The sequence below is a fragment of the Solibacillus cecembensis genome, assembly GCF_050272495.1.
GTDB classification, from domain to species: Bacteria; Bacillota; Bacilli; order Bacillales_A; family Planococcaceae; genus Solibacillus; species Solibacillus cecembensis.
In genome coordinates this window covers 67,216-92,091 of record NZ_JBNNMF010000009.1, presented here as the reverse complement: position 1 = coordinate 92,091, position 24,876 = coordinate 67,216, and the positions used below count along the sequence as shown (strand labels likewise).

Annotated in this window: 29 protein-coding genes and 1 pseudogene; 21 read left to right on the top strand and 9 right to left on the bottom strand. The window is 35.6% G+C overall.

All coding sequences use genetic code 11. The features are described from left to right. Nucleotides 1-9 precede the first annotated feature (9 nt). Both ACQKIH_RS09905 and ACQKIH_RS09900 read left to right on the top strand, forming a co-directional pair. Nucleotides 10-1,131, top strand: a complete 1,122-nt coding sequence (locus tag ACQKIH_RS09905; protein WP_057982443.1) for a conserved virulence factor C family protein — start codon at nt 10-12, stop codon at nt 1,129-1,131. Nucleotides 1,132-1,257: 126 nt separating this feature from the next. Further along, entirely contained in the window at nt 1,258-2,463 is a 1,206-nt protein-coding gene (locus ACQKIH_RS09900) for a hypothetical protein (protein ID WP_427765558.1), read from the top strand. 65 nt (nt 2,464-2,528) lie between these two features. Here ACQKIH_RS09900 and ACQKIH_RS09895 read toward each other — a convergent pair. The 3 genes and pseudogenes from ACQKIH_RS09895 to proB all read right to left on the bottom strand — a co-directional run bounded on the left by ACQKIH_RS09895 (nt 2,529) and on the right by proB (nt 5,997). Next, a pseudogene (locus ACQKIH_RS09895) lies at nt 2,529-3,415 on the bottom strand (DMT family transporter). 223 nt (nt 3,416-3,638) lie between these two features. Beyond that, nucleotides 3,639-4,901 carry a glutamate-5-semialdehyde dehydrogenase gene (locus ACQKIH_RS09890; protein WP_057982450.1) on the bottom strand — a complete coding sequence of 421 codons (1,263 nt, stop codon included), beginning with the start codon at nt 4,899-4,901 and terminating at the stop codon, nt 3,639-3,641. Between the two features lie 13 nt (nt 4,902-4,914). Next, complete coding sequence (gene proB, locus ACQKIH_RS09885) at nt 4,915-5,997, bottom strand: glutamate 5-kinase (RefSeq protein WP_057982451.1); 1,083 nt, start codon at nt 5,995-5,997, stop codon at nt 4,915-4,917. A 745-nt stretch (nt 5,998-6,742) separates the two neighbouring features. On the opposite strand from proB, the gene ACQKIH_RS09880 reads away from it, so the two are divergent. After that, entirely contained in the window at nt 6,743-7,231 is a 489-nt protein-coding gene (locus ACQKIH_RS09880) for a sigma-70 family RNA polymerase sigma factor (protein ID WP_427765554.1), read from the top strand. Nucleotides 7,232-7,508: 277 nt separating this feature from the next. Here the strand turns inward: ACQKIH_RS09880 and ACQKIH_RS09875 are convergent, their stop codons facing one another. After that, nucleotides 7,509-8,351, bottom strand: a complete 843-nt coding sequence (locus ACQKIH_RS09875; protein ID WP_057982455.1) for a DUF5700 domain-containing putative Zn-dependent protease — start codon at nt 8,349-8,351, stop codon at nt 7,509-7,511. A 41-nt stretch (nt 8,352-8,392) separates the two neighbouring features. Continuing rightward, nucleotides 8,393-8,809, bottom strand: coding sequence for a DinB family protein (locus ACQKIH_RS09870; RefSeq protein WP_269084185.1), 417 nt, complete (start codon nt 8,807-8,809; stop codon nt 8,393-8,395). A gap of 127 nt (nt 8,810-8,936) precedes the next feature. Here ACQKIH_RS09870 and ACQKIH_RS09865 point away from each other — a divergent pair, with 127 nt between their 5' ends. From ACQKIH_RS09865 to ACQKIH_RS09840, 6 genes are all read left to right on the top strand, one after another. After that, complete coding sequence (locus ACQKIH_RS09865) at nt 8,937-9,710, top strand: Cof-type HAD-IIB family hydrolase (protein ID WP_427765552.1); 774 nt, start codon at nt 8,937-8,939, stop codon at nt 9,708-9,710. Between the two features lie 246 nt (nt 9,711-9,956). Beyond that, on the top strand, nt 9,957-10,595 hold the full coding sequence (locus ACQKIH_RS09860; protein ID WP_427765551.1) for an alpha/beta family hydrolase: 639 nt from the start codon (nt 9,957-9,959) through the stop codon (nt 10,593-10,595). Nucleotides 10,596-10,847: 252 nt separating this feature from the next. Further along, the gene (locus ACQKIH_RS09855; RefSeq protein WP_057982462.1) at nt 10,848-11,225 is read left to right on the top strand and encodes a GntR family transcriptional regulator; all 378 of its coding nucleotides are present in this window, start codon (nt 10,848-10,850) and stop codon (nt 11,223-11,225) included. Further along, on the top strand, nt 11,225-12,103 hold the full coding sequence (locus ACQKIH_RS09850; protein ID WP_427765549.1) for an ABC transporter ATP-binding protein: 879 nt from the start codon (nt 11,225-11,227) through the stop codon (nt 12,101-12,103). The genes ACQKIH_RS09855 and ACQKIH_RS09850 overlap by 1 nt, the downstream gene beginning before the upstream one ends. Next, nucleotides 12,087-12,695 (top strand): ABC-2 transporter permease, encoded by a 609-nt coding sequence (locus ACQKIH_RS09845; protein ID WP_427765546.1) that lies wholly within the window; start codon nt 12,087-12,089, stop codon nt 12,693-12,695. Before ACQKIH_RS09850 ends, ACQKIH_RS09845 begins: the two co-directional genes overlap by 17 nt. Before the next feature lie 13 nt (nt 12,696-12,708). Beyond that, nucleotides 12,709-12,888 carry a YfzA family protein gene (locus ACQKIH_RS09840; protein ID WP_427765544.1) on the top strand — a complete coding sequence of 60 codons (180 nt, stop codon included), beginning with the start codon at nt 12,709-12,711 and terminating at the stop codon, nt 12,886-12,888. Between the two features lie 552 nt (nt 12,889-13,440). On the opposite strand, the gene ACQKIH_RS09835 is transcribed toward ACQKIH_RS09840, so the two are convergent. Both ACQKIH_RS09835 and ACQKIH_RS09830 read right to left on the bottom strand, forming a co-directional pair. Then, entirely contained in the window at nt 13,441-13,746 is a 306-nt protein-coding gene (locus tag ACQKIH_RS09835) for a CPCC family cysteine-rich protein (protein ID WP_427765541.1), read from the bottom strand. Nucleotides 13,747-13,786: 40 nt separating this feature from the next. Continuing rightward, nucleotides 13,787-14,224: a DUF4275 family protein gene (locus tag ACQKIH_RS09830; protein ID WP_057982470.1), complete on the bottom strand. Its 438-nt coding sequence runs from the start codon at nt 14,222-14,224 to the stop codon at nt 13,787-13,789. Nucleotides 14,225-14,308: 84 nt separating this feature from the next. Between ACQKIH_RS09830 and ACQKIH_RS09825 the strand changes: the two genes are divergently transcribed. The 7 genes from ACQKIH_RS09825 (at nt 14,309) to ACQKIH_RS09795 (ending at nt 18,514) form a co-directional block, all read left to right on the top strand. Beyond that, nucleotides 14,309-14,875 carry a hypothetical protein gene (locus ACQKIH_RS09825; protein WP_427765539.1) on the top strand — a complete coding sequence of 189 codons (567 nt, stop codon included), beginning with the start codon at nt 14,309-14,311 and terminating at the stop codon, nt 14,873-14,875. A gap of 3 nt (nt 14,876-14,878) precedes the next feature. After that, on the top strand, nt 14,879-15,298 hold the full coding sequence (locus ACQKIH_RS09820; RefSeq protein WP_427765536.1) for a hypothetical protein: 420 nt from the start codon (nt 14,879-14,881) through the stop codon (nt 15,296-15,298). Nucleotides 15,299-15,315: 17 nt separating this feature from the next. Next, entirely contained in the window at nt 15,316-15,789 is a 474-nt protein-coding gene (locus ACQKIH_RS09815; protein WP_427765533.1) for a DUF3916 domain-containing protein, read from the top strand. 9 nt (nt 15,790-15,798) lie between these two features. Continuing rightward, nucleotides 15,799-17,142: a DUF7878 domain-containing protein gene (locus ACQKIH_RS09810; RefSeq protein WP_427765530.1), complete on the top strand. Its 1,344-nt coding sequence runs from the start codon at nt 15,799-15,801 to the stop codon at nt 17,140-17,142. A 15-nt stretch (nt 17,143-17,157) separates the two neighbouring features. After that, nucleotides 17,158-17,736 carry a hypothetical protein gene (locus ACQKIH_RS09805; RefSeq protein WP_427765527.1) on the top strand — a complete coding sequence of 193 codons (579 nt, stop codon included), beginning with the start codon at nt 17,158-17,160 and terminating at the stop codon, nt 17,734-17,736. 91 nt (nt 17,737-17,827) lie between these two features. Then, nucleotides 17,828-18,163 (top strand): hypothetical protein, encoded by a 336-nt coding sequence (locus ACQKIH_RS09800; RefSeq protein ID WP_427765525.1) that lies wholly within the window; start codon nt 17,828-17,830, stop codon nt 18,161-18,163. Nucleotides 18,164-18,202: 39 nt separating this feature from the next. Beyond that, nucleotides 18,203-18,514, top strand: a complete 312-nt coding sequence (locus ACQKIH_RS09795) for a YjcQ family protein (RefSeq protein WP_427765522.1) — start codon at nt 18,203-18,205, stop codon at nt 18,512-18,514. A 182-nt stretch (nt 18,515-18,696) separates the two neighbouring features. Here the strand turns inward: ACQKIH_RS09795 and ACQKIH_RS09790 are convergent, their stop codons facing one another. Next, nucleotides 18,697-19,092 carry a hypothetical protein gene (locus ACQKIH_RS09790; protein ID WP_057982487.1) on the bottom strand — a complete coding sequence of 132 codons (396 nt, stop codon included), beginning with the start codon at nt 19,090-19,092 and terminating at the stop codon, nt 18,697-18,699. 450 nt (nt 19,093-19,542) lie between these two features. On the opposite strand from ACQKIH_RS09790, the gene ACQKIH_RS09785 reads away from it, so the two are divergent. The 5 genes from ACQKIH_RS09785 (at nt 19,543) to ACQKIH_RS09765 (ending at nt 24,058) form a co-directional block, all read left to right on the top strand. Next, nucleotides 19,543-20,514 carry an ABC transporter substrate-binding protein gene (locus ACQKIH_RS09785; protein WP_427765518.1) on the top strand — a complete coding sequence of 324 codons (972 nt, stop codon included), beginning with the start codon at nt 19,543-19,545 and terminating at the stop codon, nt 20,512-20,514. A 63-nt stretch (nt 20,515-20,577) separates the two neighbouring features. After that, nucleotides 20,578-21,582 carry a FecCD family ABC transporter permease gene (locus ACQKIH_RS09780; RefSeq protein WP_057982491.1) on the top strand — a complete coding sequence of 335 codons (1,005 nt, stop codon included), beginning with the start codon at nt 20,578-20,580 and terminating at the stop codon, nt 21,580-21,582. Then, on the top strand, nt 21,579-22,613 hold the full coding sequence (locus ACQKIH_RS09775; protein WP_427765515.1) for a FecCD family ABC transporter permease: 1,035 nt from the start codon (nt 21,579-21,581) through the stop codon (nt 22,611-22,613). Before ACQKIH_RS09780 ends, ACQKIH_RS09775 begins: the two co-directional genes overlap by 4 nt. Nucleotides 22,614-22,625: 12 nt before the next feature. After that, nucleotides 22,626-23,420, top strand: coding sequence for an ABC transporter ATP-binding protein (locus ACQKIH_RS09770; protein ID WP_057982495.1), 795 nt, complete (start codon nt 22,626-22,628; stop codon nt 23,418-23,420). Further along, a complete protein-coding gene (locus tag ACQKIH_RS09765; protein ID WP_057982497.1) occupies nt 23,417-24,058 on the top strand; it encodes a (2Fe-2S)-binding protein in 642 nt (213 codons plus the stop codon). Before ACQKIH_RS09770 ends, ACQKIH_RS09765 begins: the two co-directional genes overlap by 4 nt. 163 nt (nt 24,059-24,221) lie before the next feature. On the opposite strand, the gene ACQKIH_RS09760 is transcribed toward ACQKIH_RS09765, so the two are convergent. Then, nucleotides 24,222-24,872, bottom strand: a complete 651-nt coding sequence (locus tag ACQKIH_RS09760) for a MerR family transcriptional regulator (RefSeq protein WP_057982499.1) — start codon at nt 24,870-24,872, stop codon at nt 24,222-24,224. Nucleotides 24,873-24,876 lie beyond the last annotated feature (4 nt).

Here is a 24,876-nt window from a genome sequence, read left to right as displayed (position 1 = left end):
GACATACGTATGAAAATTATTCTAATTGAGCCAACTCCTAGTCCCAATTCAATGAAAATTGTCATTGATCAAGAGCTACCATTTGGTAAAAGTTTTAATTATTCGAAAGAAAACGTTGAACAAGCTTCAAAAGAAATTCAAGCGATCTTTGCAGTAGAAGGCGTAAAAGGCATTTATCACGTGGCAAACTTTATGGCTGTTGAACGAAATGCGAAGTTTGCGTGGGAAACGATTTTGGCGGGCATTCGCACGGCGTTAGGGGAAGATGCGCAAGCTGAAAAGCAACAGCAAGTAACTGACCATTTCGGTGAAGTGAATGTGCATGTACAATTGTATAAAGCTGTCCCTTTGCAAGTAAAAGCTTTTGATGGTGAGGGCGAAATCCGTATTAGTGCAGGGAAACGCTTTTTAGAGACATTTGAAAAACTTCAATTGCACGGAACGGATGAAAATTATATTTTTGAACGAAAATGGATTGATTTTGGTGTCCGTTATGGCGATAAAACGCAAGTGGCTGAAGAGGTATTAAAAGAAGTAGAAGTACTTTATCCACAAGAACGTTTGGAAAAAATTATTGAGATGGCTAATGAAACGGTTCGTACGGTTCCTGTCAGTCGCAAGGAAGTTTCGTTAGAACAATACATGCAAATTAGCGATTGGCAACAACGATTCCAATTATTAGATCAAATTCCTGATCCAGAAGTGAAGGACATTCCACTTTTAGAAGAAGCGCTAAAAGATGAGCAAATGTCTGTACGCCGTCTCGCAACGATTTATTTAGGGATGATTGAAGATGTGGCCGTTGTACCCGCGCTCACGAAGGCTATAAAAGATAAAAGCGCGGCTGTTCGACGTACGGCAGGAGACTGTATGAGTGACTTAGGTTTACCAGAATTTGAACAAGCCATGATTGAAGCGTTATCGGACAAAAATAAATTAGTGCGTTGGCGTGCAGCGATGTACCTATTTGAAACGGGAACAGAGGCAGCAATCGAAGTATTAAAAGTCGCAAGTGAAGATAAAGAATTTGAAGTGAAATTACAAGCGAAAATGGCATTAGCAAGAATTGAGCAAGGTGAAGAAGCACAAGGCTCGGTATGGAAGCAAATGACAGAACTGAGAAATCAATAAAAGTGAAAGAATGACATTTTGATTTTATATCGAAATGTCATTTTTTTATTTAATGGTGTTATTTTATAAAACAAGAATAGTAAATTTGTGGAATATAATCTATATTAATAAGGGGGAGGGGAATTTATGGAGTTAATTGACTTAATAGAACAGGAATTAATTTTAAATTATGAGGTCGCGTTAAAAAATAAATCGTTAAGTAACTATTTACTATTTTTCGAAAATAATTGCCCAAATGTGATGGGGGAAATTGAGAACGACTATTATCTCCATTTTATTCAAGATATTTGGTCTTTGCTTGAGCTAAGTCAACATCATCAAATCCTGTTTATGAATGAGAAGTGCATTTTAAAAAAACCACGGCAATTTTTAATTGAAATATTTTCATATCAAGAACAATTCATAAAAAATATACCTTTTTTCAGCGTTTCATCAATAAGAAATTTCATCGTAGCCACGATTATTGTAAAAAAAATGGACAGATGGATTTACAATGAAGTAGATTTTTTCAGTCTAATTGAGTCGGAATTTTCCGGCAATATGGAAGCAGTTCATAAACATGAGCTGATAATCGAAGCGTTCCGTCAAATCAAAAACAACTTTTTACAACGATTTATTGATTTTCTTGATGAAACAATCATTCATACAATTGAACAAATGAAGGCTGCAGAACAAATTCTAGGAAAAACTTTTTGGTCGCAATTAAATCAATTTGAAATTGATCAATTATTTCAAAATTTAGATAGCCACCATTTTTCAGAAATCTATTTAATGAGGGAGAAAATGAGTACTGCTGAATGTATAACGCTTCATAAAAATTCGGGGAAGAGTTCCAATTCCACATTTATATTTTGTGTGCAACAAGATCAATCGATGCTACCATTTGGCAAATTACAAACATGTATTGCCTTAAATTTATTAGATTTATCAAAACAAAGTAATCAAGATTTTATGTATTTACCTTTTGCGGATAAAATCAATCAAGAAACAATTATTTTAAAGGGTGAGTTAGATTTTCAGAAATACTTTGAGATGAATGAATCGTTTATTGGGGGAGAAGGGGCGATAAATTATAAAAAAGTACTAAATTTTGCTTTTACATTATTAAAACTTGAATTATCTAGTGCTTCGGGTAAAATTTATTTGCTCTGCAATGAAAAGCTCTTTGAGGATTTTTCAGCAGAAGATCATTGGAAAGATGCTGTTTTGAAATTCAAAAGTGAAAAAGATATTGAAATAACCGTCATCTATGCAGGGAAGAAAGAACTTTTAACACCGATTTGGTTTGCTGATCAAGTATTTACCGTAGAAGAAAGTGTGGTACCTCACTAAAGAAGACTTAGTTAATAGCCCTAAATAGTACATACTATTTAGGGCAGATTATTTTCATAAAATTGTTATATTGAAGGTTCGATTATCTTTACTTTTTGTTCAGGAATAAACACGGTATAAAGGATGCTGCCAAAAATTAAAATGATGCCGATTACTTGGAGCAAGGTAGGTCGGAATGACAATAAAATCGCATCTAATAAAATGGCAACGACTGGGTCCACAAAGACGAGTACCGAGACAAGAACAGTGGATAAATTGCGAATGCTATCAAAAAATAAATAATACACAAATCCGGTATGAATAAAGCCTGTTCCTAAAATGAAAAGCCAGTTGCGCACTGTTAAACTTTCGAAAGCTGTAAAATCACACAGCGGGAATAGCATGATGATGCCTACTGTTGTTTGGATAAATGTTAATGCATACGATGAGAGTCCTGTAATTGTTCTACTCGTAAACATCGTCAATGCATAAAAAATAGCGGAAAGCAGCGCCCATACAAAGCCTGAGTTTAAAAATTGGGATGGGAAGTAAAGCTGTCTAAACCGATAATTAGTAAACTACCGAAGAAACAAATAACCGTTGCCAATATAGAACGCACACTCATTTTTTCTGCTAATAACATGGATCCGAGCATTAACACAAAAATAGGGGCTAAATTATAAATGGAAATGGCCACTGAAATGGACATTACTTCAAATGCTTTAAATAAAAATACCCAGTTTAAAACGATAAAAACACCACAAAGGATTGTTTTTAATACCTCCGACTTTCGCCATACTTCTGTTTTATGGCCACCTGTCAAAAACCAAAGACTACTTAAAAAGAGCGTTGCACAAATACAGCGAATAAATACGAGTTCAACAGCAGGTAATCCGGTTTGCGTTGTAAAAAATCCAATCGAACCAAATATCGCCATCGCAATACTAAGTTTCACAATTGCCTGTATATTCATATACGAACGCTCACTTTCTTAGGAGTTGTCAACTTGATTCAGCAGAAGTCTCCTGCTTTTATAAGTGGGTGAATGCTAACTATACAATTCGAGTCAGTGAGGTTCAAACCCCGGCTGAATCAAGATGAGCCCCGGCGTATGTCACAGATTTTTTAGGAGAGTTTTTCAAGCGAGCTCGAAAAAAATCTGGCCGCAATTACGCCAGGGCGTAATTGATTAAACTTTATACTCTAATCTGCCCGTTACCTGTAATAAAGTATTTCGTTGATGTCAGTGCGGGTAAGCCCATTGGACCGCGCGCATGCAATTTTTGCGTAGAAATGCCGATTTCAGCACCGTAGCCAAACTCAAAGCCATCAGTAAAGCGCGTCGATGCATTATGGTAAACCGCAGCGGCATCTACAGCGTTTAAAAATAGGTGTGCATTTTTCATGTCCTCTGTCAGGATGGCCTCCGAATGTTTTGTACCAAATCGATTAATATGTTGCACGGCCTCAACAACGTTTTCGACAACTTTCACACTTACAGTAAGCGCTAAAAATTCCTCCGCATAATGCTCGTCTGATGCAGGTAATGCTTCGTTTAATACGTCACATACATGCGCATCACCATAAATTTGAATGCCAATCTCTGATAAATAGTGCAGTAATTCTTTTCCGTGTTGTGCAAAAAAGTCTTCGTGAATCAAAATGCTTTCCGTCGTATTGCAAACAGATGGACGCTGTGTTTTCGAATTTTTAAGGACGTTGCGAGCCATTTCAAGACTGGCAGAGTGGTCTAAGAAAACGTGGCAGTTTCCAGCACCCGTTTCAAGAACGGGAACACTCGCTTCTCGAACGACTAAATCGATTAAATTTTTCCCACCACGAGGGATTAATACATCTAAGTATTCATTTAATGTAAATAACGTTTTCGCTGTTTCCCGGCTTGTATCCTCAATTAATAACACGGCATCTTCAGGATAATTTACTTTCTTTAGAGCCTGGTGGATCGACGCCACTAACGCGATATTGGAAAACTTGGCAGAAGAGCTCCCGCGTAATATTACGGCATTCCCTGTTTTTAATGAAAGGGTAGCAGCATCAATCGTTACATTTGGGCGGGCCTCATAAATCATGCCAATGACACCGAGAGGCACACGCTTTTTGATGATTTGTAAGCCATTTTCCTTTGTGATTTCTTCCAATACTTCGCCAACAGGATCTTGAAGTTCCGCTAATTGACGAATAGCATCACTCATTGCTTGGATACGTTTTTCATCGAGTAAAATGCGGTCTAAAACGGACTCGCTTAAGCTAGCAGTTTGGCCATTTTCGATATCTTTTTGATTTTCTACTATAATCATTTCGATATCTTCAAGTAACTGGTCAGCAATGCTCAGTAATGCTTCATTCTTTTCGGCAGTCGTTTTCATATTTGTTTCAAAACTTGCCAACTTTGCGCGTTTTCCTTTTGCAATTACTTCATTTTCAGTGATTTTCGTCATGATAAAAGCCCCCTTAAATTTTCACCCACTGATTTCGGTGAATGACCTCGATTGGTAAGTCGGCAAGCTCGCTCGTTCGTTTGCCCATCGCTTGTTCCAATTCATTTGCAGAATATAATATTTCACCTCGACCGATACATGTATGGCGGTCATATACTTCGACTACATCGCCTTTTTCAAATTGTCCTTCAAAGGCATAAATTCCAGCAGGTAGTAAGCTCTTGCCACCATGTTGAAGTGCTTGTACGGCACCTTCATCAATAAATAATTTGCCCATTACTTGTGTAAAGGCAACCCATTGCTTATGACGTGGAATGGACTTTTCATTGCGAGTGAAATACGTCCCATCGCCATTACCTTCAGAAATCTCCAACAATTTATTTGCCCCTTCACCTGTACCGATAAATACATCAACACCAGCACTCATCGCATGTTTGGCAGCAAATAATTTCGATTCCATCCCACCTGTGCCCACTTTCGAACCAGTGCCATCCGCAAAGCCGAGCATTTCATCGGTCACTTCTTCCACTTGATTCATGCGCACGGCATCGGCATTTGTTAATGGATTCGCGGTGTAAAGCCCGTTGACATCCGTTAATATGATGAGCTGATCCGCATGAACAAGTCCACTAACAAGGGCAGAAAGCATATCATTATCGCCGAATGTCAGTTCTTCTACAGAAACCGTATCATTTTCATTAATAATCGGTAAGATAGAGCGCTCCATCAGCTCAGAAAGTGTTGCGGTCGCATTTTTGTAACGTTTTTTATCACTAAAGTCGGAACGTGTTAATAAAATTTGCGCGGGCGTTACTTGATACTGTGCAAACCCATCACTATAAGCTTGAATCAACACACTTTGCCCAACAGCAGCAGCGGCTTGTTTTCCTTTGAGTGTGACAGGTCGAGACGAATAGCCTAATTTACGAAATCCAGCAGCGACTGCGCCCGAAGATACTAAAATCACTTCATGACCCGCATTTTTAATTGTTGCAAGTGCCGCAATATGATCAGCTATTTTTAGTTGGTCAATTTCGCCTTTATTATTTGTTAATGAGCTACTTCCAATTTTTACGACAATCCGTTTCTTTTCCAATTTAAAAGCCCCCTCAAAATCAATTTCGCCTCGGCGTAATTGCGTCCAGATTTTGAAATATGCTTAAACCTACAGGAGTAGGTTTGAGCATAATTAACTCCTATCAAAATCTGTGACATCCGCCGGGGCTTTATTTTCGTTCAGTGAGTAGTGGAATACACGTAAAAAATACGAAACCTGTATTCATTCTCAGCCTTTTAGATGGATGATTTCTACCGAACGAAAATAAAAAAAGCGCTTCTCATCCTATATAAATAGGACGAAAAGTGCTTTTTCCGTGGTACCACCTAATTTGAATGCAAAAAAACATTCCACTTTGCCTCATAACGCTGAGTCGGCGCCTAGTTTTAATAGGAGCATGTTCAAGTAGGTTCGATGGGTTTTGCTACGCGATTCTTTCAGCCAGTGGAATCTGCTCTCTTGCTAGCTAAGTGCCATGTACTAGTCTTCAATTTGCCTTTACATTTTCTAATAGCATGAAGGATAGCGGGCCTTTTGTCAATATCTAAATAGTAAAAATAGTTTCAAGCCCGATTTATTTAGGGTAAAACAGCACTCTGAAAAAAATGTATAAAAATAATGAAATTTACCTGTCAAATTTCTAATTTCGCTTATTTTTCACGTTGAAAATTTCTATTTGAAGCATTTTATTTGGAAAAGTGCATTTTGATAAAAATAGGGGACTTCCATTACCTTAAGAGTACCTAGGAATAATCAGTTGTGCACAGCTAAAAGGACAACCACAATGCAGAATTTTGAAACGGTCTATGAAGAGCATGAAAAGTTGATTAATCAAGCGATGTTTCATTTGAAAATTTATCGTAATTTTGATGAGTTTTATCAGCTGGGAAGAATCGCGCTTTGGGAGGCGGTAGTCAAATACGATCCAACGAAATCACAATTTGAACCGTTTGCCTTTATGATGATTAAATTCAAAATGGTAAAAGAAATGTCTCAATTGAATCATATTTCTCAATTTGAAAGTGTATTAGAAGAAACGCTATTTCAATTCGCATTGGATGAACAGAGTGCAACGGTTGATGAATTGAATGAGATCGAATGGTTGATGCTCCTGCCTGAACAAGAAAGGGCGTTACTGAAACTCGCTTTTTTTGAGGACAGAACAAATCGCGACATTGCGAAAATATTGGGAGGTACAGAGGAAGCCATAAAAAAACGGAGGCAGCGGTTGATTAAAAAAGTGAGGGGGATGTTAAGTGGTGAAAGGGGATAGGTGAATTTTTGGTAGGTGAAATTTAAATCGTTTGAGTTTGTGGGCTCGATACCAAAGTTTGTTCAAGCGATTAATTCAAGCGTGGCTATTAATATTAAAAAAATGACTAGTATTAACGGGTGAAAGATGCCATAGAAAAACTGTACCTCCTTGTTCGTAGTTTCTAAAAAGGGGGTACAGTTCATTGTTTATTATAATCAATAATTTATTAAGTTACTCTTCTGGAATACAAGAGTAAGGTATACTAATTTGCAATATTAATATGATTTAATTTATTTTAGAATGCCCATTCATTTAGAAAATCAGCAATTTGTTCTTTAAAATTTGGTTGAAGCCAAAGTAATAGTGTGTCCTCGAAGCCGATTTGTTCTACAACTGAACGAACGACTTCATAACCAATATAGTATGCTAAACGGGTATAACCAAAATGCTCTCCACCATTAATAGAAAACCACTCTTTAAAAATCTCCTGTGTAGATAGCTGCTCCAAATCCTGTTGAAATGAGGAAATAATACTTGCTATATTAGCATGGGCATAATTTAGCCACGCTTCATCTCGTTTAAATGCGAAGTAAACGTCCAATTCTACTTCAACAACTTGGGTAGATAAATACGTTGCCATGCCTTCTTGAATAAGCCATGTATATGGGCTATTCCAATCAATTTGGCCAATCTCCACACCGTTTTGAAGTGTTAGGATATGGTGCACAGCATGGCCGAATTCATGGGCAATTAACGTACGGATGCCGGATTCTAAGGTTGGCATTCGCTCAACACAAAATGCTACCTCAGGATTCATAGCATGAGTTGTATAGGCATTTGAGCCCCCTAATCCTATGAAAATATGAACAGCTTCTGTAAAAGTAATATCAAACATTTTTTCATAGTTGGTTGTAATTTCATCTAGATTCGTTACTATTCGATCTTTCACAAAGTTTAGGTCACCGAGTTTATTTGGATGCTGCTGTAAAGCATAACGTAGCTTTTCTTCTTTGTTTTTACAATGAAATTGAAAATAAAAATCAAATGCTGCAGGAGATTGTTGAAAATAAGCTTCATAATAATCTGGTGTTGCTTCGTATTTTTGTATAAATGGTGTAACGTAATCGTTTATTTTCAATGCTGCTTCCCCTAAGACTAATCAACTTAAAAGTTTAACAATTAAGTTGATTTGTCAAAATTTCTTATAATTAGATCTGAAGAAACCGGTTTAAGCTGTAGTTCTCTAGCCCAAACAGATAATTGCCCAATATGATGAATTTCGTGAGTGATCATATGTGCTAGTATCTTTTTTTGAGTAAAGTTTAAAAGAGTACCGTCACGGCGTTTCACTTCAATTATTTTGTTTTCATATTCCGAAAGTAATTGCTTAATAAAGTACGCTGTATGCGATTTTACAAAGGCAGAGTATGCTCTTATATTTTCTAAACTATTTATTGAATTTCGCGTTTCATAAAGTATGTTTTTTTCCACCATTGAATTTAACCAAAGTAATTCACAATCCGCTATATGTATGAGCATTTCCCGTATACTTTTCATTCCACCTACACGCTCTTTATGGAAATCTTCTTCAGATATTTATTGACACCAATTGAACCATTCTTCATGTACTTGCCAATTGTATTGAAATAAAGATAACATCGTGCACCTCCTCCTGTTCGATTAATGTTAATATTAAGAAAATTATAATTTTTTGGAGGCTTGTATGAAACATAGAATCATATTTTTTGACGTAGATGGGACTATAACAAGTCATAAAGACGGGACCATTTCACAAAGTACAAAACAGGCGATTAAGAAGTTGTTAGGGAATGGACTTCATGTGGTTGCTGCAACTGGCAGACCTTTATCAATGTGTGCTGAAATTATTGAATTAGGTATAGACACATTTATTACAGCCAACGGAGCCTACGTTACACATCAGGGGAAATGCATTCATAAAATAGTATTATCGCATGAAACGGTTTATAGAGTTAACCAATTTACATCCCAACAGCAACATGCACTTACCTACTATTCGGATACTATCCATATGAACGAGGTGCAAAACCCGAAAGTACAACAGGCGCTTTACGAAACGTTAGGGTTGCAAGAATTTCCATCAATTAATTCGGTAGCACATTTAAGTGAGACATATTTGCTCTGTTTATTTGCGGATGAAGTGGAAATTGAAAAGTATAAAGCTCAATTTCCTACAATCAACTTTAAACGTTGGCACCCATATATTGTGAATGTACTCGAAGAAAATGTTTCGAAATCTGTAGCAATTAAAAAAGTATTAGATTATTTTGGATTTACAATGGAAGAAGCTATTGCTTTTGGTGATGGAGAAAATGATATTGATATGTTAGAAATTGTAGACTTAGGTATTGCAATGGGAAACGCAAATGAAAAATTAAAGTCAAGTGCTAATTTTATTACGAAAGATTCTTGTGAAGACGGTATTGTATGGGCATTAAAGCACTTTAAATTAATTTGAGTAATAACACGATTATTAAAATGTTTTTATATAATTATGTAGCTCATACAATCCATATTGAATAGGATTCTTTTGAATAAACAATATAAAACTCTTTTTCAAAAGTAATTATTATGGAATTAACAATTTGATGGGAGTATTTTTTGTACCGACTAAATAAAATTAGAGGAAGCATCTTTGTGCCTGCTATGTTACAGGTATTTTACGTAAGCTTTCAGATAAAAAAATGAGAAAGGCGCGGTGGAAATGAACGTTTCAAAATTAGAATCAAAATCGAGGAATGTTGCGTATACCTATATTGAAAGGGATTCAACGACGATTTGCGTAATGCTATCAGGTACAGGCTATACATATGAAAAACCATTGTTATATTACTCAACAATGCAAATGATCGAGGCTGATTACGATCTTGTTCAAATTCATTATTCCTATGATTCAAGTTGCTTTAAAATGAATCCACTAGACTTTATCAATATTATTATTGAGGATGTCGATTCTGTAATTTCGGAAGTTTTTTCTACTAAAAAGTATGAACAAGTTATCTTTATTGGTAAATCTTTAGGCACTTTACCAATTGCTTTTAAATATAGTAAGGCAGCTTATTTTCAAGATGCAAAATTAATACTTTTAACACCATTACTTCAAATAGAAGGGTTTCATGAAAGCGTAATGGAAAGTCAAAAGGATATTTTAATGATAATAGGCACTGAGGATGTTTATTATATTAAAGAAAGTGTAGATGCACTGCGCCATAAAGGCAATGTGAATTTAATCGAGATAGACGGAGCAAATCATTCTTTAGAAATAGAACCAACTAACACGAAAGAATCACTGATAGTTATGGAACAGGTTATGAAGGAATTGAATAAGTTTTTAATAAAATAAGGACTGGATACTATTCTTAAATGAAATTTGGGGGATAATTCCCGTAAAAACTTTCGACTGTAGTCCGTTGTATCTGTGAATGCAACTAGTTATACATAGCAAAAGCCCGTTCATATGTTTAAACTGAACGGGTTTTTGCTTGTTCAAAAAGTTATGAACTCTGAATATAAAATTAAAATTAACAGATTATATTGACATTTATTCGGTTGATTGTATATAAAGTATATATACAATATAAATTGAGGAATTCGCATGCAAATTTTAATCTCTCACAATTCAAAAGAGCCTTTTTATGAGCAAATTGTGAAGCAAATTAAGAAAAGTATTTTAGCCAATGAGATACCAATCGGGTTTGCTTTACCATCCATGCGTAATATGGCGAAAGAGTTAGATGTAAGTGTGATTACGACAAAGAGGGCCTATGAAGAGCTTGAAAAGGCTGGATTAATTTATTCCATTGTAGGAAAAGGCTCATTTGTAGCAGAACAGAATGTGGAATTGCTGATGGAACAAAAACAGAAGGTCATCGAAAAACAGTTAGGGCAGACAATCACAAATTGCAAGGAAATGGTCCTTAATCTAGAAGACATTCAACAATTAGTTGGACTTTTATATGAGGAGGCAGATTAATGGATTCAATTATCGAGTTATCAAACGTGAATAAAACTTTTAATGGATTTGCAGTAAAAAACCTTTCCTTTAAAGTGAAAAAGGGCTTTGTAACAGGTTTTATCGGGGCAAATGGTGCAGGGAAATCGACAACAATTAAGCTTATTATGAATTTATTAAAACCTGACAGTGGGGAAGTAAAAATTTTTGGATTAGATTACAAAAAATATGAAAAACAAATTAAAGAAAACATTGGATTTGTTTATGATGACCATGTATTTTATGAACACCTTACTTTAGTAGAGATGAAGAAAATAATAGCACCTTTGTACAAAAGATGGGATGATTCATTATTTGCTACGTATGTCGCGCAATTTCAGTTACCTCTTAACAAAAAGCTAAAGACTTTTTCAAAAGGGATGTTGATGAAAGCATCATTGGCAATCGCGCTTTCTCATCACGCACAATTGATTAATATGGATGAGCCAACAGCTGGCCTAGATCCTGTATTTAGACGTGAGTTTCTAGCCCTTTTACATGAGTTAGTACAAGACGGTGAAAAAACGATATTCTTTTCAACACATATTACATCGGATTTAGATCGTATCGCGGATTATATCGTTTTCTTACATGAGGGTGAACTCCAATTTACAGATGAATTTTTAGCGGTAGAAGAGAAATTTGTGTTAGTAAAAGGCGGTTTGGAATTATTGGACCGAGATACAGAAAATGAATTTATGGCAATTCATAAAACCAAGTTAGGCTTTGAAGGGCTTTCAAAAAATAAAAAACATATCATGCAACTATTTGGAGAACTAGCCATTTACGAACCAGCGACATTAGAAGATATTATGTTCTATACGAAAAAGGAGAGTGAGCAAATTGCTGCAATTAGTTAAAAAGGATTTTGTCATTCATAAAATCATTTTGTTAGGTATGCTTGCTGGATTGATTATTTATATGGTTTTAGATGTTTCGGCCATTTTTTTAGGACTTTTATTTTCATTTACAATGACACTACAAATTTTCTCCAGTGATGAAAAGCGTACAGCTCAAATTTTATTAAGCTCACTGCCTTTAACACGTAGGGAAATTGTTAGTTCAAAGTATATAGCTGCTTTTCTATATATTGCCATCATCATTTGTATTTTGATAGCAGGTAGCTTCATTGTTCATCAAGAACAACCTAACTGGATTCATTTAGGTTTAGTTGCTGTTGCATCCTTAGTAGTTGTTGCTTTTATGTATCCATTTTCTTATAAGTTTGCAAGTAAATATTTGCTAATTACATTTGTCATTGGATTTGCCGTTTATTTTTTAGCGATGAAGTTGTTTATCCATGACTTGAATGATCAGTTTCGAGCAATCATTTTAAAAGTAACGCCTTTAATGGAATCACAAGCTATGTTTTTCGCACTCATTGCAGCTCTAGTACTATATGGTGTTTCATGGATTTTATCTGTAAAAATTTATGAACAGAAAGTATTTTAACTAGGTGGTTGAAATGCAAAATAAATCTCGTGTATCTATTTTTAGGGAAAATTGGTTTCAAGGTATTTTCGCATTTTGTTTCGTTCAAGTAGTATTTATCCTTATGGAATTGACGGGCTGGATTCCGAATGTAAAGGATTTTGATGGGAAATTGTTCAGCAATATAATAAATTTGTTTAACATGAATCAGTGATTTTCTTTCTATAACACGGCTTTTTTTAATCTAGTTACTGTTATACTAGGCGTAATTCTTTTAGGCCAAATTAGTTTTGCGCTAATTCAAAAGTAAAGAAGGAAGTAAAACATGGAATCAAATAAACAACAAACACCTTGGCTACTTGAACGAAATCAGTTGTCATAATTAGCTGCTATTTTTCCGCCAATCGCATTGATTGTTGTTCGCTTAAATAAGCATAAATAAATGAAAATACAGTTTTTCGCTAGCCTTATGACGTGCTTAAGGCTAATTAAACTATTGTCACATCATTGGATTACGTTGTCATTGTTACTTCTGTTGATTAGCTTGGTATTGGGGACACTTATTTTTAAATCATTTAAGTAACAAATTATAGTTAGTTGACATGAATCAATTTTAATAAACGAGGGAAATGCCTGTTTCAATGCATTTCCCTCGTTTATTAATACTTCATTAATTAAAAGAGTAGTTTAAGCCAAGTTTATGAGGCATGTATGTATTTTAAGTTCATTTTTCAACAGATAAATATAAGTCTCTTTTAATTTCGTTCTATTCTTTCATGATACAGTGTTCGTTTGAAAACTCAACTAATTTAAAACAGGTATCCCGTTCATCAGAAGTTGAAGGTTTGCGAACAGAATCGATGAAAAGCGCCTTTGATGCACCGAATTGTATAAAATTTCTTTGTGCTTCGTATAAAAAAACGCTATTTGCTCCACCTTCATAAAATGGGTCAATGAACTGCACAAAATCGTCTTTCCAATAACAAATTGAACAGATTTCATATGTTCCAGTAGGGCATTGTTCTAACGTTTTGTAACCACAGTAAGGGCATGTATAAAATTCATTATTCATTTTGTCATTAGCGCCTTACAAATTTTTTTTAGCAGTTTGATTAGTAGTTATCTGCATTACTAAAATATGGACCACAATGGCTTTCATGTGTAACAACGTATGTCCATGTGAAATTCTCGTCCACAACGTAGATGTCTTCTTCATTTGCAAATTGAGCTGCTTTTAATGTAGATGCTTGTTCTACTGTTAAAACGTTAGCTGAATGTTGATAAAATATGTAGCATTTCGACTTTTTAACGGCGTCAAAAGCGTCATTTGCGGCAGTTTGAAGGAGGTGAGGTCTTCTATCATAGCTAAATACATGCCATAAATAACCACAAAAATAACGATCTCCGTATAGATGTATTTTTTCTTTCTCACTTTGTTTTAAATGACTCACAAAAGCTTCTTCCCAGAGCTTTCGAAAATAGATACCCCAATATGGGCTGGATTTAAATTTTATTTTTGTGCTTTGTAGTTGTTCGATTAAATAGTCCATTTGTTGCTCTGATTTTTTTGTTAGTATAATACTATTATGGATGTTAAAAGGAATTTTTGCTAGTATCAAAACACGAGGCAATGTATGATTAATCTATTAAACTATGATAAGGAATACGATGGTTGGATTGAAGTGAAGGGGGAATATGTTGCTTATGCCGTTTCAGGAGAGGCAGATGACTATGTGGAACAGACAAGTAAGCGTATGCGACAGCTCGCACAAGCAATTTATACGTTTCCGTTTTATTTCCATTTTGAGAGCTACGATGATAGCCCAGAGTGGATTTTGCAAGAGAAGGACTTTGATATCCGTTATAAGACTTCAGGAAGAACCGTATTAACGCAAATTGGGCGTAAGACGTTTCAAGCAGAGGTGCCTACATTTACGGTAGTTATTACAAATCAAGTCTTGCTTAATCAAGCGTTTAAACTATGGTTTCTAAATGCATTTGATAATCATTTATGGGCGCTTACGCAAGAGGATAATATCTATTATGAGAACGGTTTTGCAGCAGTTGATTTAACGAAAGACATGACTATCCTTGTAACAGAGCATGACGCGTTTGGATTTACAGTTGTAACGAATGAAGCCGATTATCAGAGTGAGCCGTTGTTGAGAGCTTATTTAGAGAAGGTAATAAGTGGGTGGTAAAAAATGGATGTTACGAAGAACTTACAAAATATAATAGAAACGATTTGTTTAAGCGAAACAGTGGATAGTTTACACTTTTGGGGGCCAAAGCTAATTCTTTCAGCTGCTAATACTAGTATTTACGATGAAGTATATATACATATCGAAGGGGCATTTTCAATTATTGAAAATGAGCAAACTATAGCAATGGGAGTGGGCGATTCTATGCGATTGCAGCAGCTTTGTAGATTAGCATTTCATAAAATTTCGGCTATAAAGGTTATTGCTGCAAACGATTTGTGCTTTATATTCGAATCTGGCATCCAATTATATCTTTTTGGAGATAATGGCGTATTTGAAAGCTGGCAACTAGAGGCTCGGGTAGAAGAAAAACAACTTTTAATTGTAGCTGGACCAGGTGAACGAGTATCGATTTTTGGATAGTACATAAAGGTGATTATATGCGAACGAGCAAAATAAGAGGTACCAAACGAAAGTTACGAACGATTGAACAGTATTTAAGCGATAGGACAAAGCAGTTTCCAAATGATTTTTACGAAGGTGTCTATAATTATAAGCTACCAGCCAATCAGCAATTTATAGATAGTCTAAATCCGAAGGGGAAAAAAGTCGTTTTCAATTATTTAATGGATTGTGCAATGAATTTAAAAAAGAAGAAACCGAATGCAGCTTATAAAATTGCCGTGTTACTATTTCCAGAAAAATTTTGGCGCTCTGAATTGATTGTTTTTGAAAAGGAAGCAGTATATCAGGACTTTTTTAATCGGAATCAACCTTGGCAAGTATGGCGTGAGATGAAAAATCCAGCCGATTCATTCATTTCAATTCATTGGACGAAAAAGATGTATGAAGAATTAATTGACGACGAGGATGAACAACAGCAGCAAACATTCATTTGTTACATAGAAAGGTAGGGAAATTGGATGCACTTTCAGTATCAGTTAGAGGATGAGCGTTTAAATAGCGGTAAATGGGCATTTGAAAACGGCTCGATTAAAGGCGATTTGCAAATTTATGTGGACGGGGAAATGTTTTTTAACGAAACGTGCATAAAAGTAGTGGAATTGGCGACTGAGCTTGGAAAGTGGCTTGATTTGGCTCGACATGGGATAAAGAGAGATTTTGCGTATGCGTCAATGGATTATGACGAGGTGATTCTTCATTTTGCAATGCAGCAGGATGGCATACTGCTTTCTTCACCTATACAAAATGTTGAGCTGCAGAAGCTATTAGAGGTAGAGGACGTTATTCATGCGGTTACGAAGTTTTTAACGGTGTTAAATATGAAGCTACATGAAATGGATTACTTCGAGAAGCTTGATCTTTATTTACATAATTATTTGTCCGAAAATACTAAAGCGTTACTATTATTGGAACAAAACGAATATGACGGGTCATTTGCACTACTAAAAAAGCTTGCAGAGGAGCAACCAAGTGTTCAAAGTTTAAATAACTTAGCATGGATGTATTTGCGAGAGGAAGAGGATCCGAAAACGGCGAAATGTTTGCTTGAGGAAGTGCTTGTGCTAAATCCACAGTCCTATTTCCCGTATAGCATGCTCGGGGAAATTACGTTAGCCGAGAAGCGATATGAAGAAGCTGAAATGTATTTGACAAAAAGCTTACAGTTCCAGCATTCGGAGGCAGCTTTAATTAATCTTGGTATTGCTTTATTTTATCAAAGTCGTTTTGAAGAAGCTGCCCAACAGTTTTGTAAAATGACAGGATATACAGATGTGACATGGCTATATGAGGTATTTGGGTGGATTAAAGCGGGGAAATTTGAGAAAGCAACAGCTAAGCTTGCAAGCTGGACACCTGAAATGGAGGACTATGTGAGCGCGACAGAAATTGCAGATGTATATGTGGAACTAAATGAACTTACATTGGCAAAAAAATGGTTTGACTCTAGCTTGACGGAGGGCTATTTCACATCGTATTTTACACCTTATCTCATTAGCCGTTATTCTTATGTATTAATGGAGCTCCAAGAAGAGGCAATTTGTCAGCAATTTATCGATGCTCAAATTGTATTAAAGATAGCAGAAATACAAGAAATCGAGCAAGAACCATGTGAAGCAAATTGGACGGAACTTGATAAACAAGAAAGTCTAGAGGAATCACAGGCAGAACAAGTACTGCTTGAAACGTTATTTGAGCAACTATCTCAAGGTTATGTTCCACAGTATGAATACGAATTATATCCGACAACCGGCTGCTATTTATTTGGATGCACACAGCACGGACATGCAGAATATGAGCAGTAATCTCGAGGAGGAAGTATGTTTTCAAATGACGAATTAAAAGCGCTTATTGCCGGGGAAATGATAGGCGCTATTTACCCATATTCGAGTCGAAATGAGCTAGAAGTAGAGCATTATTTAAAGCGACTCGTAGCCGAACTAAAACGTGAAAAAATTCAAGTGATTGAAGTGCCTGCTAATTTCGGCAGTGGCTATGCATCTTATTTTGAGTGGTGCTGTTACGAGGATGAGCATGTTACCGTGTATGAAGATGAGGACACGCGTACGGTAGAAATTGAAGGTCTTGCTGTAGCGATTAGTCGACTCGCACCCGTTGTGTTAATCGGGCGGATGAATCGGTCGGATACATACTTGAAGGACGGAAAATCATTAAATGGCGGGAGAACATTTTTTTCGCAGCCCTCTGATTTACATATAGAACCTGCTTTTAGACTACTTGTTCAAAGGCTTGAGCGACTGTTCATGAAATATCAATATACAATTTTAAGAACAGAGGATGTTTCGTGTCCGATACCGTTTCAAGCGGATATCCCAACAACCCTGCGTGAGAAAAGGGATTATTTAGTTTGGGATGCGATTTTTTATTGGGAGGATTAAGAGATACTATATGCACTTAGTGAAAAAAGTGGATATATTATATTGTAATAATACCGGAATAAAATTTTTAACTGAAAAGAGGAGTATTTATATGCAGCTTTGTCGTCGATGTGAGAAAAATAAACAATTAAGAGTGGAGGCGGATATAAGTGCGGATCCATTTTGGTGTGGTCGATGCCTTTCAAATCTAGATATGGATAACTTTCCAATATCTAATACGTTGAAACGAGAGCTCCAAGACTGGATAAATGATTATGGTACATGGATTGACTGGGGAAATGATGGAATTATTCCAAATGGTGTCTTGTTGGAGCAACGGCATAATGAACAAGGCGCTCTGCTAACGGCAAAAGTGAAGCTGGCGTTACAAGGACAATATCAAGTTGTATTTTCGCCATCTACATTTGCAATGGGACATAGCAAATAATTATACCATGTGCTTTAAGGAAAGTTTGGGTGGAATAAATTGAATAACGATAAATTGATATACAGTATACTTTTTGAATTAACGAATGGTAGAGTTCCAAATCATACAGATTACAAACTAGAATTGTTTATATGGGCGGAAACTTTAGAGCGCATGGGAAATTACGGGTATGTGAGAGGGGTTACCATTTCTTATTTTGAAGAGGATGAGTGGTATGATGAAACCGTTCACTCCGTTGTACTCGATTCCGTACAAGTTACGAATGTTGGATTAGCCTTTTTAAAGGAAAATAGTTCATGGATGCAAACGTATAAAGAGATTGCGAATGTGAATGAATGGTTAGAAATTTAAATGTGTTTTGTGCAACTAACGAATGCTGTTGTTAAACCGAAACTAGTAAAATATGCAAAAACAGATAGAATAACATAACTAAACCACGTTAGGAAACAGTTAAAACCCGTTCGAATTATTATGAACGGGCTTTAACTATTAGACTCATTATATGATTTGTTTACTTACTTGTAGTAAACGAATTACTTATTCAAGCTTTGAATAAATGCATCGCGCTGTTCATCGGTTTGTTGGACGGTATTAACGAGCATGGCGCCAATGATGTGAGATGACTTATCTTTTTCCACAATGAATTGTACATTAACAGGCTCAAGCTTTCCGTCTACTGTACATTCGCCTTTATATTCAACAACACGATCTAACATTTTCGTTTCGAAATATTCCCAGCCACCTTTTTCACAAACATTCGAAAAGGCCACTTCAGTTGTTAACGGACTATCACTCGTTAATGTTGCTGCTTTCATATAATCTATGTATTCATTGTCCGTAATCGTATCTTTTGGACCGAAAAAATAAACAAAGATACCTAAAATTGCAATCGGAATAATCCAAAAAATTGTTCGCTTCTTTTTCCCCACAAAAATTCCCCCTTATTTGTATTCATAGTATAACATTCGGAATCTTCTATTTGCTACATGAAGATAGTATTTTCTCGAACAAACGTCATATTACTCATATCATTAATATCTATACTTTACGTTCGTATGTCTATATTAACTTGGGAATTTAAGGGGATTAATTATAAAAATGAGAATAATTAAGCGGGGGAGAATAGTAGGTATAGGCTAGCAAAAATAGCTGGTTGGGTGACAAGTTTTATCTTTATTTAGAATTAATAGTGAGCTAGGAAGGACATTTACATTATGACCTTGTGATGTTCTTATTTATAAAGCCAGTAAACCGAATCAATGCCAAATTAAAATTTTTTAAAACATTTCAAAAAAGTAATTGAAAATGATTTTCATTTAAATTATACTTACAAACGATAATGAAAATCATTATCAATTATATTTTTAGGGGATGGAAAAATGAATAAGAAATTTAGTGTTTTAGTTTTTTCTATTATTGCAACAATTGCAATTTTAGCTGCTTGTGGTAATGCAGAAGAGAAAGAAGTAAATTCTGCAAGTGCGGAGAAAAAAACAGCCACTTCTGAAACGAGAGTAATAGAGCATGTTTTAGGTACAACACAAATTACTGGCACACCTAAAAAAATCGTAACCTTATATCAAGGCGCTACGGATACACTTGTAGAATTTGGTGTGAAACCTATTGGGGTAGTTGAATCATGGGCTGAACAACCAATATATGAATATTTAAAATCAGATTTAGAAGGTGTTACGATTGTAGGCTTGGAAACTCAACCAAACTTAGAAGAAATTGCAGCTTTAAAACCTGATTTAATTATCGCAACGCAAGTAAGACATGAAGAAATTTATGAACAATTATCACAAATTGCACCAACAGTTGTAAACACTACTTTATATGACATTCATGAAACTACAAGTTTAATAGGGCAAGCAATAGGACAAGAAGATCAAGCTGAAAAATTGATAGCTGATTGGGAATCTCGAGTTGCTGACTTTAAAGAAAAAATTGCAACGAATGAAAATTATCCATTTAGCGTAGCTGTTACAAATTACCGTGCAGATCATGCACGTGTTTATGTACAAGGCTTTGCTGGTTCAATTCTTACAGAGCTTGGTTTTAAAGAGCCAAAAAATCTACAAGGACAAAAACTAGATATTGTGAAATTAAATGATAAAGAATCAATTTCACAAATGGATGCAGATGTAATATTCCAATTCATGGAGGACGACGCAGCTGTAAAAAATACTTATAAAGAATGGTCTGAACATCCACTTTATTTAAATTTAGATGCGGTTAAAAATGAACAAGTATATACAGTAAATGAAATTGTTTGGAACTTAGCAGGTGGTTTACAATCGGCAAATTTAATGTTGGATGAATTATATACGCATTTCAAACTTGAAAAATAAATACTAATGAAAATGGGGAATCGATTTGAGTCCCCATTTTTCAGATAAATAAGAGGTTAGGATATGTTACATTCTTTTAGCTCTAAAATTATTGGAATCATCACACTTTTATTTCTCGTTGCACTTTTAATTTTTTGTAGCTTAGCAATGGGGCAAACTTCCATTTCATTTTCATTAGCTTTGGAAGTTTTGACACAATACAATCCAGAAAATCCGGATCATCTTATTATCGCTACCAGTAGATTAGCACGTGCAACGATTGCACTTACTGTAGGTATTGCATTAGCTATTGCCGGAACGTTAATTCAAACATTAACAAGAAATCCACTAGCCTCCCCAGATTTACTTGGAATTAATGCTGGGGCAATATTTTTTATTGTTTTTGCTATCACTTGGTTAAATCTTCAATCATTGACTCAGTACATGTGGTTTGGTTTTCTCGGGGCTGCTGTTGCAGGTTTAGGCGTATTTTTTTTAAGTAGCCTAGGTCGTGATGGCTTAACACCGATTAAAGTTATTTTGGCCGGCACAGCATTATCTGCCCTTTTTATTTCATTTACACAAGGGATGTTAGTCATTGATGAACAATCGATTCAAACGGTATTATTTTGGATATCAGGTTCGATTGCGGGCAGAGATTTAAATATGCTATTTGCTGTTCTTCCGTTTTTAGTTACTGCCATTATCATTAGTCTATTTATTGGGAAAGCAATGAATATTTTCGGATCGGGTGATGATGTAGCGAAAAGTTTAGGTCAAAATGTGGGTTTATTAAAAATCATAATGGGAGTATTAATCATTATTTTAGCTGGAGGTTCTGTTGCGGTAGTCGGTTCTGTTGGATTTATTGGTTTAATTGTTCCGCATATTGCTAAAGGATTAGTTGGCACTGATTATCGATGGACACTGCCTTTCAGTGCTTTATTAGGTGCGGCGTTATTAATAGGAGCTGATATACTGGCACGATTTTTAATTAGCCCAATGGAAGTCCCAATTGGGGTTATGACAGCACTTATTGGCGGACCATTCTTTATTTACTTAGCGAAAAAAGGGGTGTCTAAACAATGAAGTATTGGACATTTCGTATGTTAAAAGAAAAGGTTTCATTTCAAATTACAAAAGGCTGGATGCAAGTATTTAGTATTGGATTATTATTATTAATTGCATTTTTCATATTAAGTTTATCATCAGGTAGCAATTGGATTTCCCCTACACAAGTATTTATGCAACTTAGTAATATGACGGATGAGCATGCATTTGTTATCGAGACCCTTCGATTACCTCGAACATTGCTTGCAGTTCTAGTAGGTAGCGCATTAGGTATATCAGGGCTGATTTTACAAAGCATTGTGAGAAATCCACTAGCGTCACCTGATATTATTGGGATTACAAGTGGTGCTTCCTTTGGTGCTGTCCTTTTTATAAGTGTTGGCACTGGGGTCGTAAGTATGTCTTTATTGCCTGTTGCAGCAATAAGTGGTGGATTAATAACAGCCACTTTCATTTACTTACTCTCTTGGAATAAAGGTGTTACACCTATTCGATTAGTTTTAATTGGTATAGGAATCTCCGCCATATTAAAAGCAGGTGTCACATTTTTATTAGTTTTTAGTGATACATACGTTGTTTCTAAAGCCTATATTTGGTTAACAGGAAGTTTATATGCGGCGACTTGGAATGATGTTACTTCACTTTTCTGGTGGATAATGATTCCATTACCAATCTTAATAATTTTAGGTAGAAGTATGAATGTAACAGAACTCGGTGATGATGTTGCGATTAGTATGGGAATAAAATTACAATGGCAACGACTAGTTTTCCTTGGGTGCGCAGTCATTTTAGCAGCAAGCTCTGCTGCATATGTTGGGGGAATTGAATTCGTCGGATTGATGGCGCCACATCTCGCGAGACGTTTAGTAGGGAAATCGTTTCTTGGATTAATTCCGATAACAGGAATAATTGGTGCTTTATTAGTCGTAATTGCAGACTTAATTGCTCGAACAATGTTCCTTCCTTTAGATATACCTGCTGGCGTATTTACAGCTGCAATCGGAGCACCATTCTTTATTTATTTATTATATAGAAATCGAAATCGTTAGGAGGATACTCAGATGAATGGGCTTCAAACAAAAAAATTAACATTAAAATACGGGGATCAGCCAATTATTGAGAATCTCGATTTTGACATACCAATCGAAAAAATTACAGTACTTGTAGGTGCAAATGGCAGTGGGAAATCAACATTATTACGCTCGTTAGCACGCTTACTTAATCCAACATCTGGAGAAATATTTATAGATACGCAAAAATTACAAGACATATCGACGAAACAAATTGCCAAAAAGCTTGCCATTTTACCACAAGGGCCCGTTGCACCTGAAGGAATTACTGTACATCAGTTAGTAAAACAAGGTCGTTATCCACACCAAAAATGGTTTCAGCAGTGGTCAAAAGAAGATGAGGAATTAGTTGAAAAGGCACTAATTGCAACTCAACTACTCCCATTAAAAGACCGACAAGTTGATGCTTTGTCAGGTGGGCAACGTCAGCGGGCATGGATTGCAATGACATTGGCGCAAGAAACACCGATCATTTTATTAGATGAGCCAACAACCTATTTAGATATGACGCATCAAATTGAATTATTAGATTTTTTATTCGACTTAAATCGCGAGTATAAGCGAACGATTGTTATGGTATTACATGATTTAAATTTGGCATGTCGTTATGCAGATAATTTAGTAGCGATTCATGATAAGAAAGTGGCTGTCCAAGGTACACCTGAGGAAATTGTTACAACTGAAATGGTAAAAGAAATTTTTAATTTGGATGCACTGATTAAAGCGGATCCCTATTTTGGAACTCCCCTATGTATTCCAAAAGGAAAAGGACGCCGTGTCAAATGAACTTAGAAGGTTATGGTGTAACTACTTCTGATTTAGAAATTGGAATACCACTGTCACATTTGGAAGATAAGAAACTCCTCTTACCGATTATCAATCAATATGCCCATTATTTAGAAACGGATAATTTAGCAATTGCAGGATCCTTATTTTTTAAACGCTATGCTGTATTAACGGCTGCTGCTGCGCTAGATTACTATGGCTTACAGCAAAAAAGAGTGGATTGGTTAAAAAATGCAACTTTTGATTTATCGCAATTTAAATTATTTGTTCGAGGTACGGTAAAATCTGAAATGGCAGGTTGTTGGGAAGACCAAATACTATCGCGCCATTTGTTTCGATTAGTTGAAATGATATCAAAGGAATGCAAAATTAATAAAAATATTTTATGGGAAAATGTTGCGGTAAGATTAAACGCTGTACTCAAGCGAAATCAGATAAAGTATCCATTCAATCATTTGGAATTTGTTCATAGTAGAATTACACAATGTTCACCTCAATGGCTTGAACATATGGATAACCCTCTAAAAAAATATTGCCATCTAATTTATACCGAGCGCAAAACTTGCTGTCGTTATTATCAATTAGAGAAAAAAGAAGATGGCATGGATTATTGTCTTGTTTGCCCTTTAAAAAAATGATATAAAACAGATTTAGGTAAAATGAAAAGGCATGTGTTCGATATAATATCGAACACATGCCTAATGCGCTGCCTAGTGAAAAAATCGTGTCTAATATTTAAGAGGCACTTCAAACAATTAACTTGTCTTGTAAGCCTGCTCAACTTTTGATGAAAGTTATCCGTTATTTAAACAACTTCCCAAACAAACTTTTTCCCTGTTTTTCGGATTCTGATATGGTTGTAGGGTGAAGCTCTTGTTGCGCAACGTTAAGTTTATTCAGTGTACTCATGATTGCGCTGTTTTGCTGTTCGACACGGTCGAGCTGGCGTTGCTGCGCGGAGGAGTTTGGCTCATTTGCTTGCTCCATAATATGTTGCATCATGACGCCAAACTGTTGCTTTAATGTTTGGTTTTGCTCAATCAATAGCTCATTTTGAGTACGTTGCTCTTCGATTAAAGTTAATAGCTGCCCATTTTTTTGCTCAATGCCGTAAATATGAGTTGCGATTAGTTCCATTGAATTTGATAAATCTTCAAATTGTGATACTTGATTTGATGATGGAATTATAGCATGCTGTAAAATTTCTGCGGGCTCGAATTTTGGACTGGTTACGGTTTGCGCCGCTTCTTTTAATTTTAAGCCACGGTTTTTATATAAAGTTAAAAAAGCTTGCAATATTATTAAATCATCGTCTGAAAATTGGCGATGCATACGGTTATTGCGTCGTACTTCATATCCGTGCTCTTCTAGAATGGTTATGTAATGTTGTAATGATGCTTTACTAATGCCGAGTTGTTCAGCAAATGCACCAGTTGCATATAGTGCGGACATGGTT

Bases quoted from the DNA above. Each gene is read 5' to 3' on its own strand.
- ACQKIH_RS09905 (WP_057982443.1), top strand. From the start codon at position 10: ATGAAAATTATTCTAATTGAGCCAACTCCTAGTCCCAATTCAATGAAA.
- ACQKIH_RS09900 (WP_427765558.1), top strand. From the start codon at position 1,258: ATGGAGTTAATTGACTTAATAGAACAGGAATTAATTTTAAATTATGAG.
- ACQKIH_RS09890 (WP_057982450.1), bottom strand. From the start codon at position 4,901: ATGACGAAAATCACTGAAAATGAAGTAATTGCAAAAGGAAAACGCGCA.
- ACQKIH_RS09880 (WP_427765554.1), top strand. From the start codon at position 6,743: ATGCAGAATTTTGAAACGGTCTATGAAGAGCATGAAAAGTTGATTAAT.
- ACQKIH_RS09865 (WP_427765552.1), top strand. From the start codon at position 8,937: ATGAAACATAGAATCATATTTTTTGACGTAGATGGGACTATAACAAGT.
- ACQKIH_RS09860 (WP_427765551.1), top strand. From the start codon at position 9,957: ATGAACGTTTCAAAATTAGAATCAAAATCGAGGAATGTTGCGTATACC.
- ACQKIH_RS09855 (WP_057982462.1), top strand. From the start codon at position 10,848: ATGCAAATTTTAATCTCTCACAATTCAAAAGAGCCTTTTTATGAGCAA.
- ACQKIH_RS09850 (WP_427765549.1), top strand. From the start codon at position 11,225: ATGGATTCAATTATCGAGTTATCAAACGTGAATAAAACTTTTAATGGA.
- ACQKIH_RS09840 (WP_427765544.1), top strand. From the start codon at position 12,709: ATGCAAAATAAATCTCGTGTATCTATTTTTAGGGAAAATTGGTTTCAA.
- ACQKIH_RS09835 (WP_427765541.1), bottom strand. From the start codon at position 13,746: ATGAATAATGAATTTTATACATGCCCTTACTGTGGTTACAAAACGTTA.
- ACQKIH_RS09830 (WP_057982470.1), bottom strand. From the start codon at position 14,224: ATGGACTATTTAATCGAACAACTACAAAGCACAAAAATAAAATTTAAA.
- ACQKIH_RS09825 (WP_427765539.1), top strand. From the start codon at position 14,309: ATGATTAATCTATTAAACTATGATAAGGAATACGATGGTTGGATTGAA.
- ACQKIH_RS09820 (WP_427765536.1), top strand. From the start codon at position 14,879: ATGGATGTTACGAAGAACTTACAAAATATAATAGAAACGATTTGTTTA.
- ACQKIH_RS09815 (WP_427765533.1), top strand. From the start codon at position 15,316: ATGCGAACGAGCAAAATAAGAGGTACCAAACGAAAGTTACGAACGATT.
- ACQKIH_RS09810 (WP_427765530.1), top strand. From the start codon at position 15,799: ATGCACTTTCAGTATCAGTTAGAGGATGAGCGTTTAAATAGCGGTAAA.
- ACQKIH_RS09805 (WP_427765527.1), top strand. From the start codon at position 17,158: ATGTTTTCAAATGACGAATTAAAAGCGCTTATTGCCGGGGAAATGATA.
- ACQKIH_RS09800 (WP_427765525.1), top strand. From the start codon at position 17,828: ATGCAGCTTTGTCGTCGATGTGAGAAAAATAAACAATTAAGAGTGGAG.
- ACQKIH_RS09785 (WP_427765518.1), top strand. From the start codon at position 19,543: ATGAATAAGAAATTTAGTGTTTTAGTTTTTTCTATTATTGCAACAATT.
- ACQKIH_RS09780 (WP_057982491.1), top strand. From the start codon at position 20,578: ATGTTACATTCTTTTAGCTCTAAAATTATTGGAATCATCACACTTTTA.
- ACQKIH_RS09775 (WP_427765515.1), top strand. From the start codon at position 21,579: ATGAAGTATTGGACATTTCGTATGTTAAAAGAAAAGGTTTCATTTCAA.
- ACQKIH_RS09770 (WP_057982495.1), top strand. From the start codon at position 22,626: ATGAATGGGCTTCAAACAAAAAAATTAACATTAAAATACGGGGATCAG.
- ACQKIH_RS09765 (WP_057982497.1), top strand. From the start codon at position 23,417: ATGAACTTAGAAGGTTATGGTGTAACTACTTCTGATTTAGAAATTGGA.
- ACQKIH_RS09760 (WP_057982499.1), bottom strand. From the start codon at position 24,872: ATGTCCGCACTATATGCAACTGGTGCATTTGCTGAACAACTCGGCATT.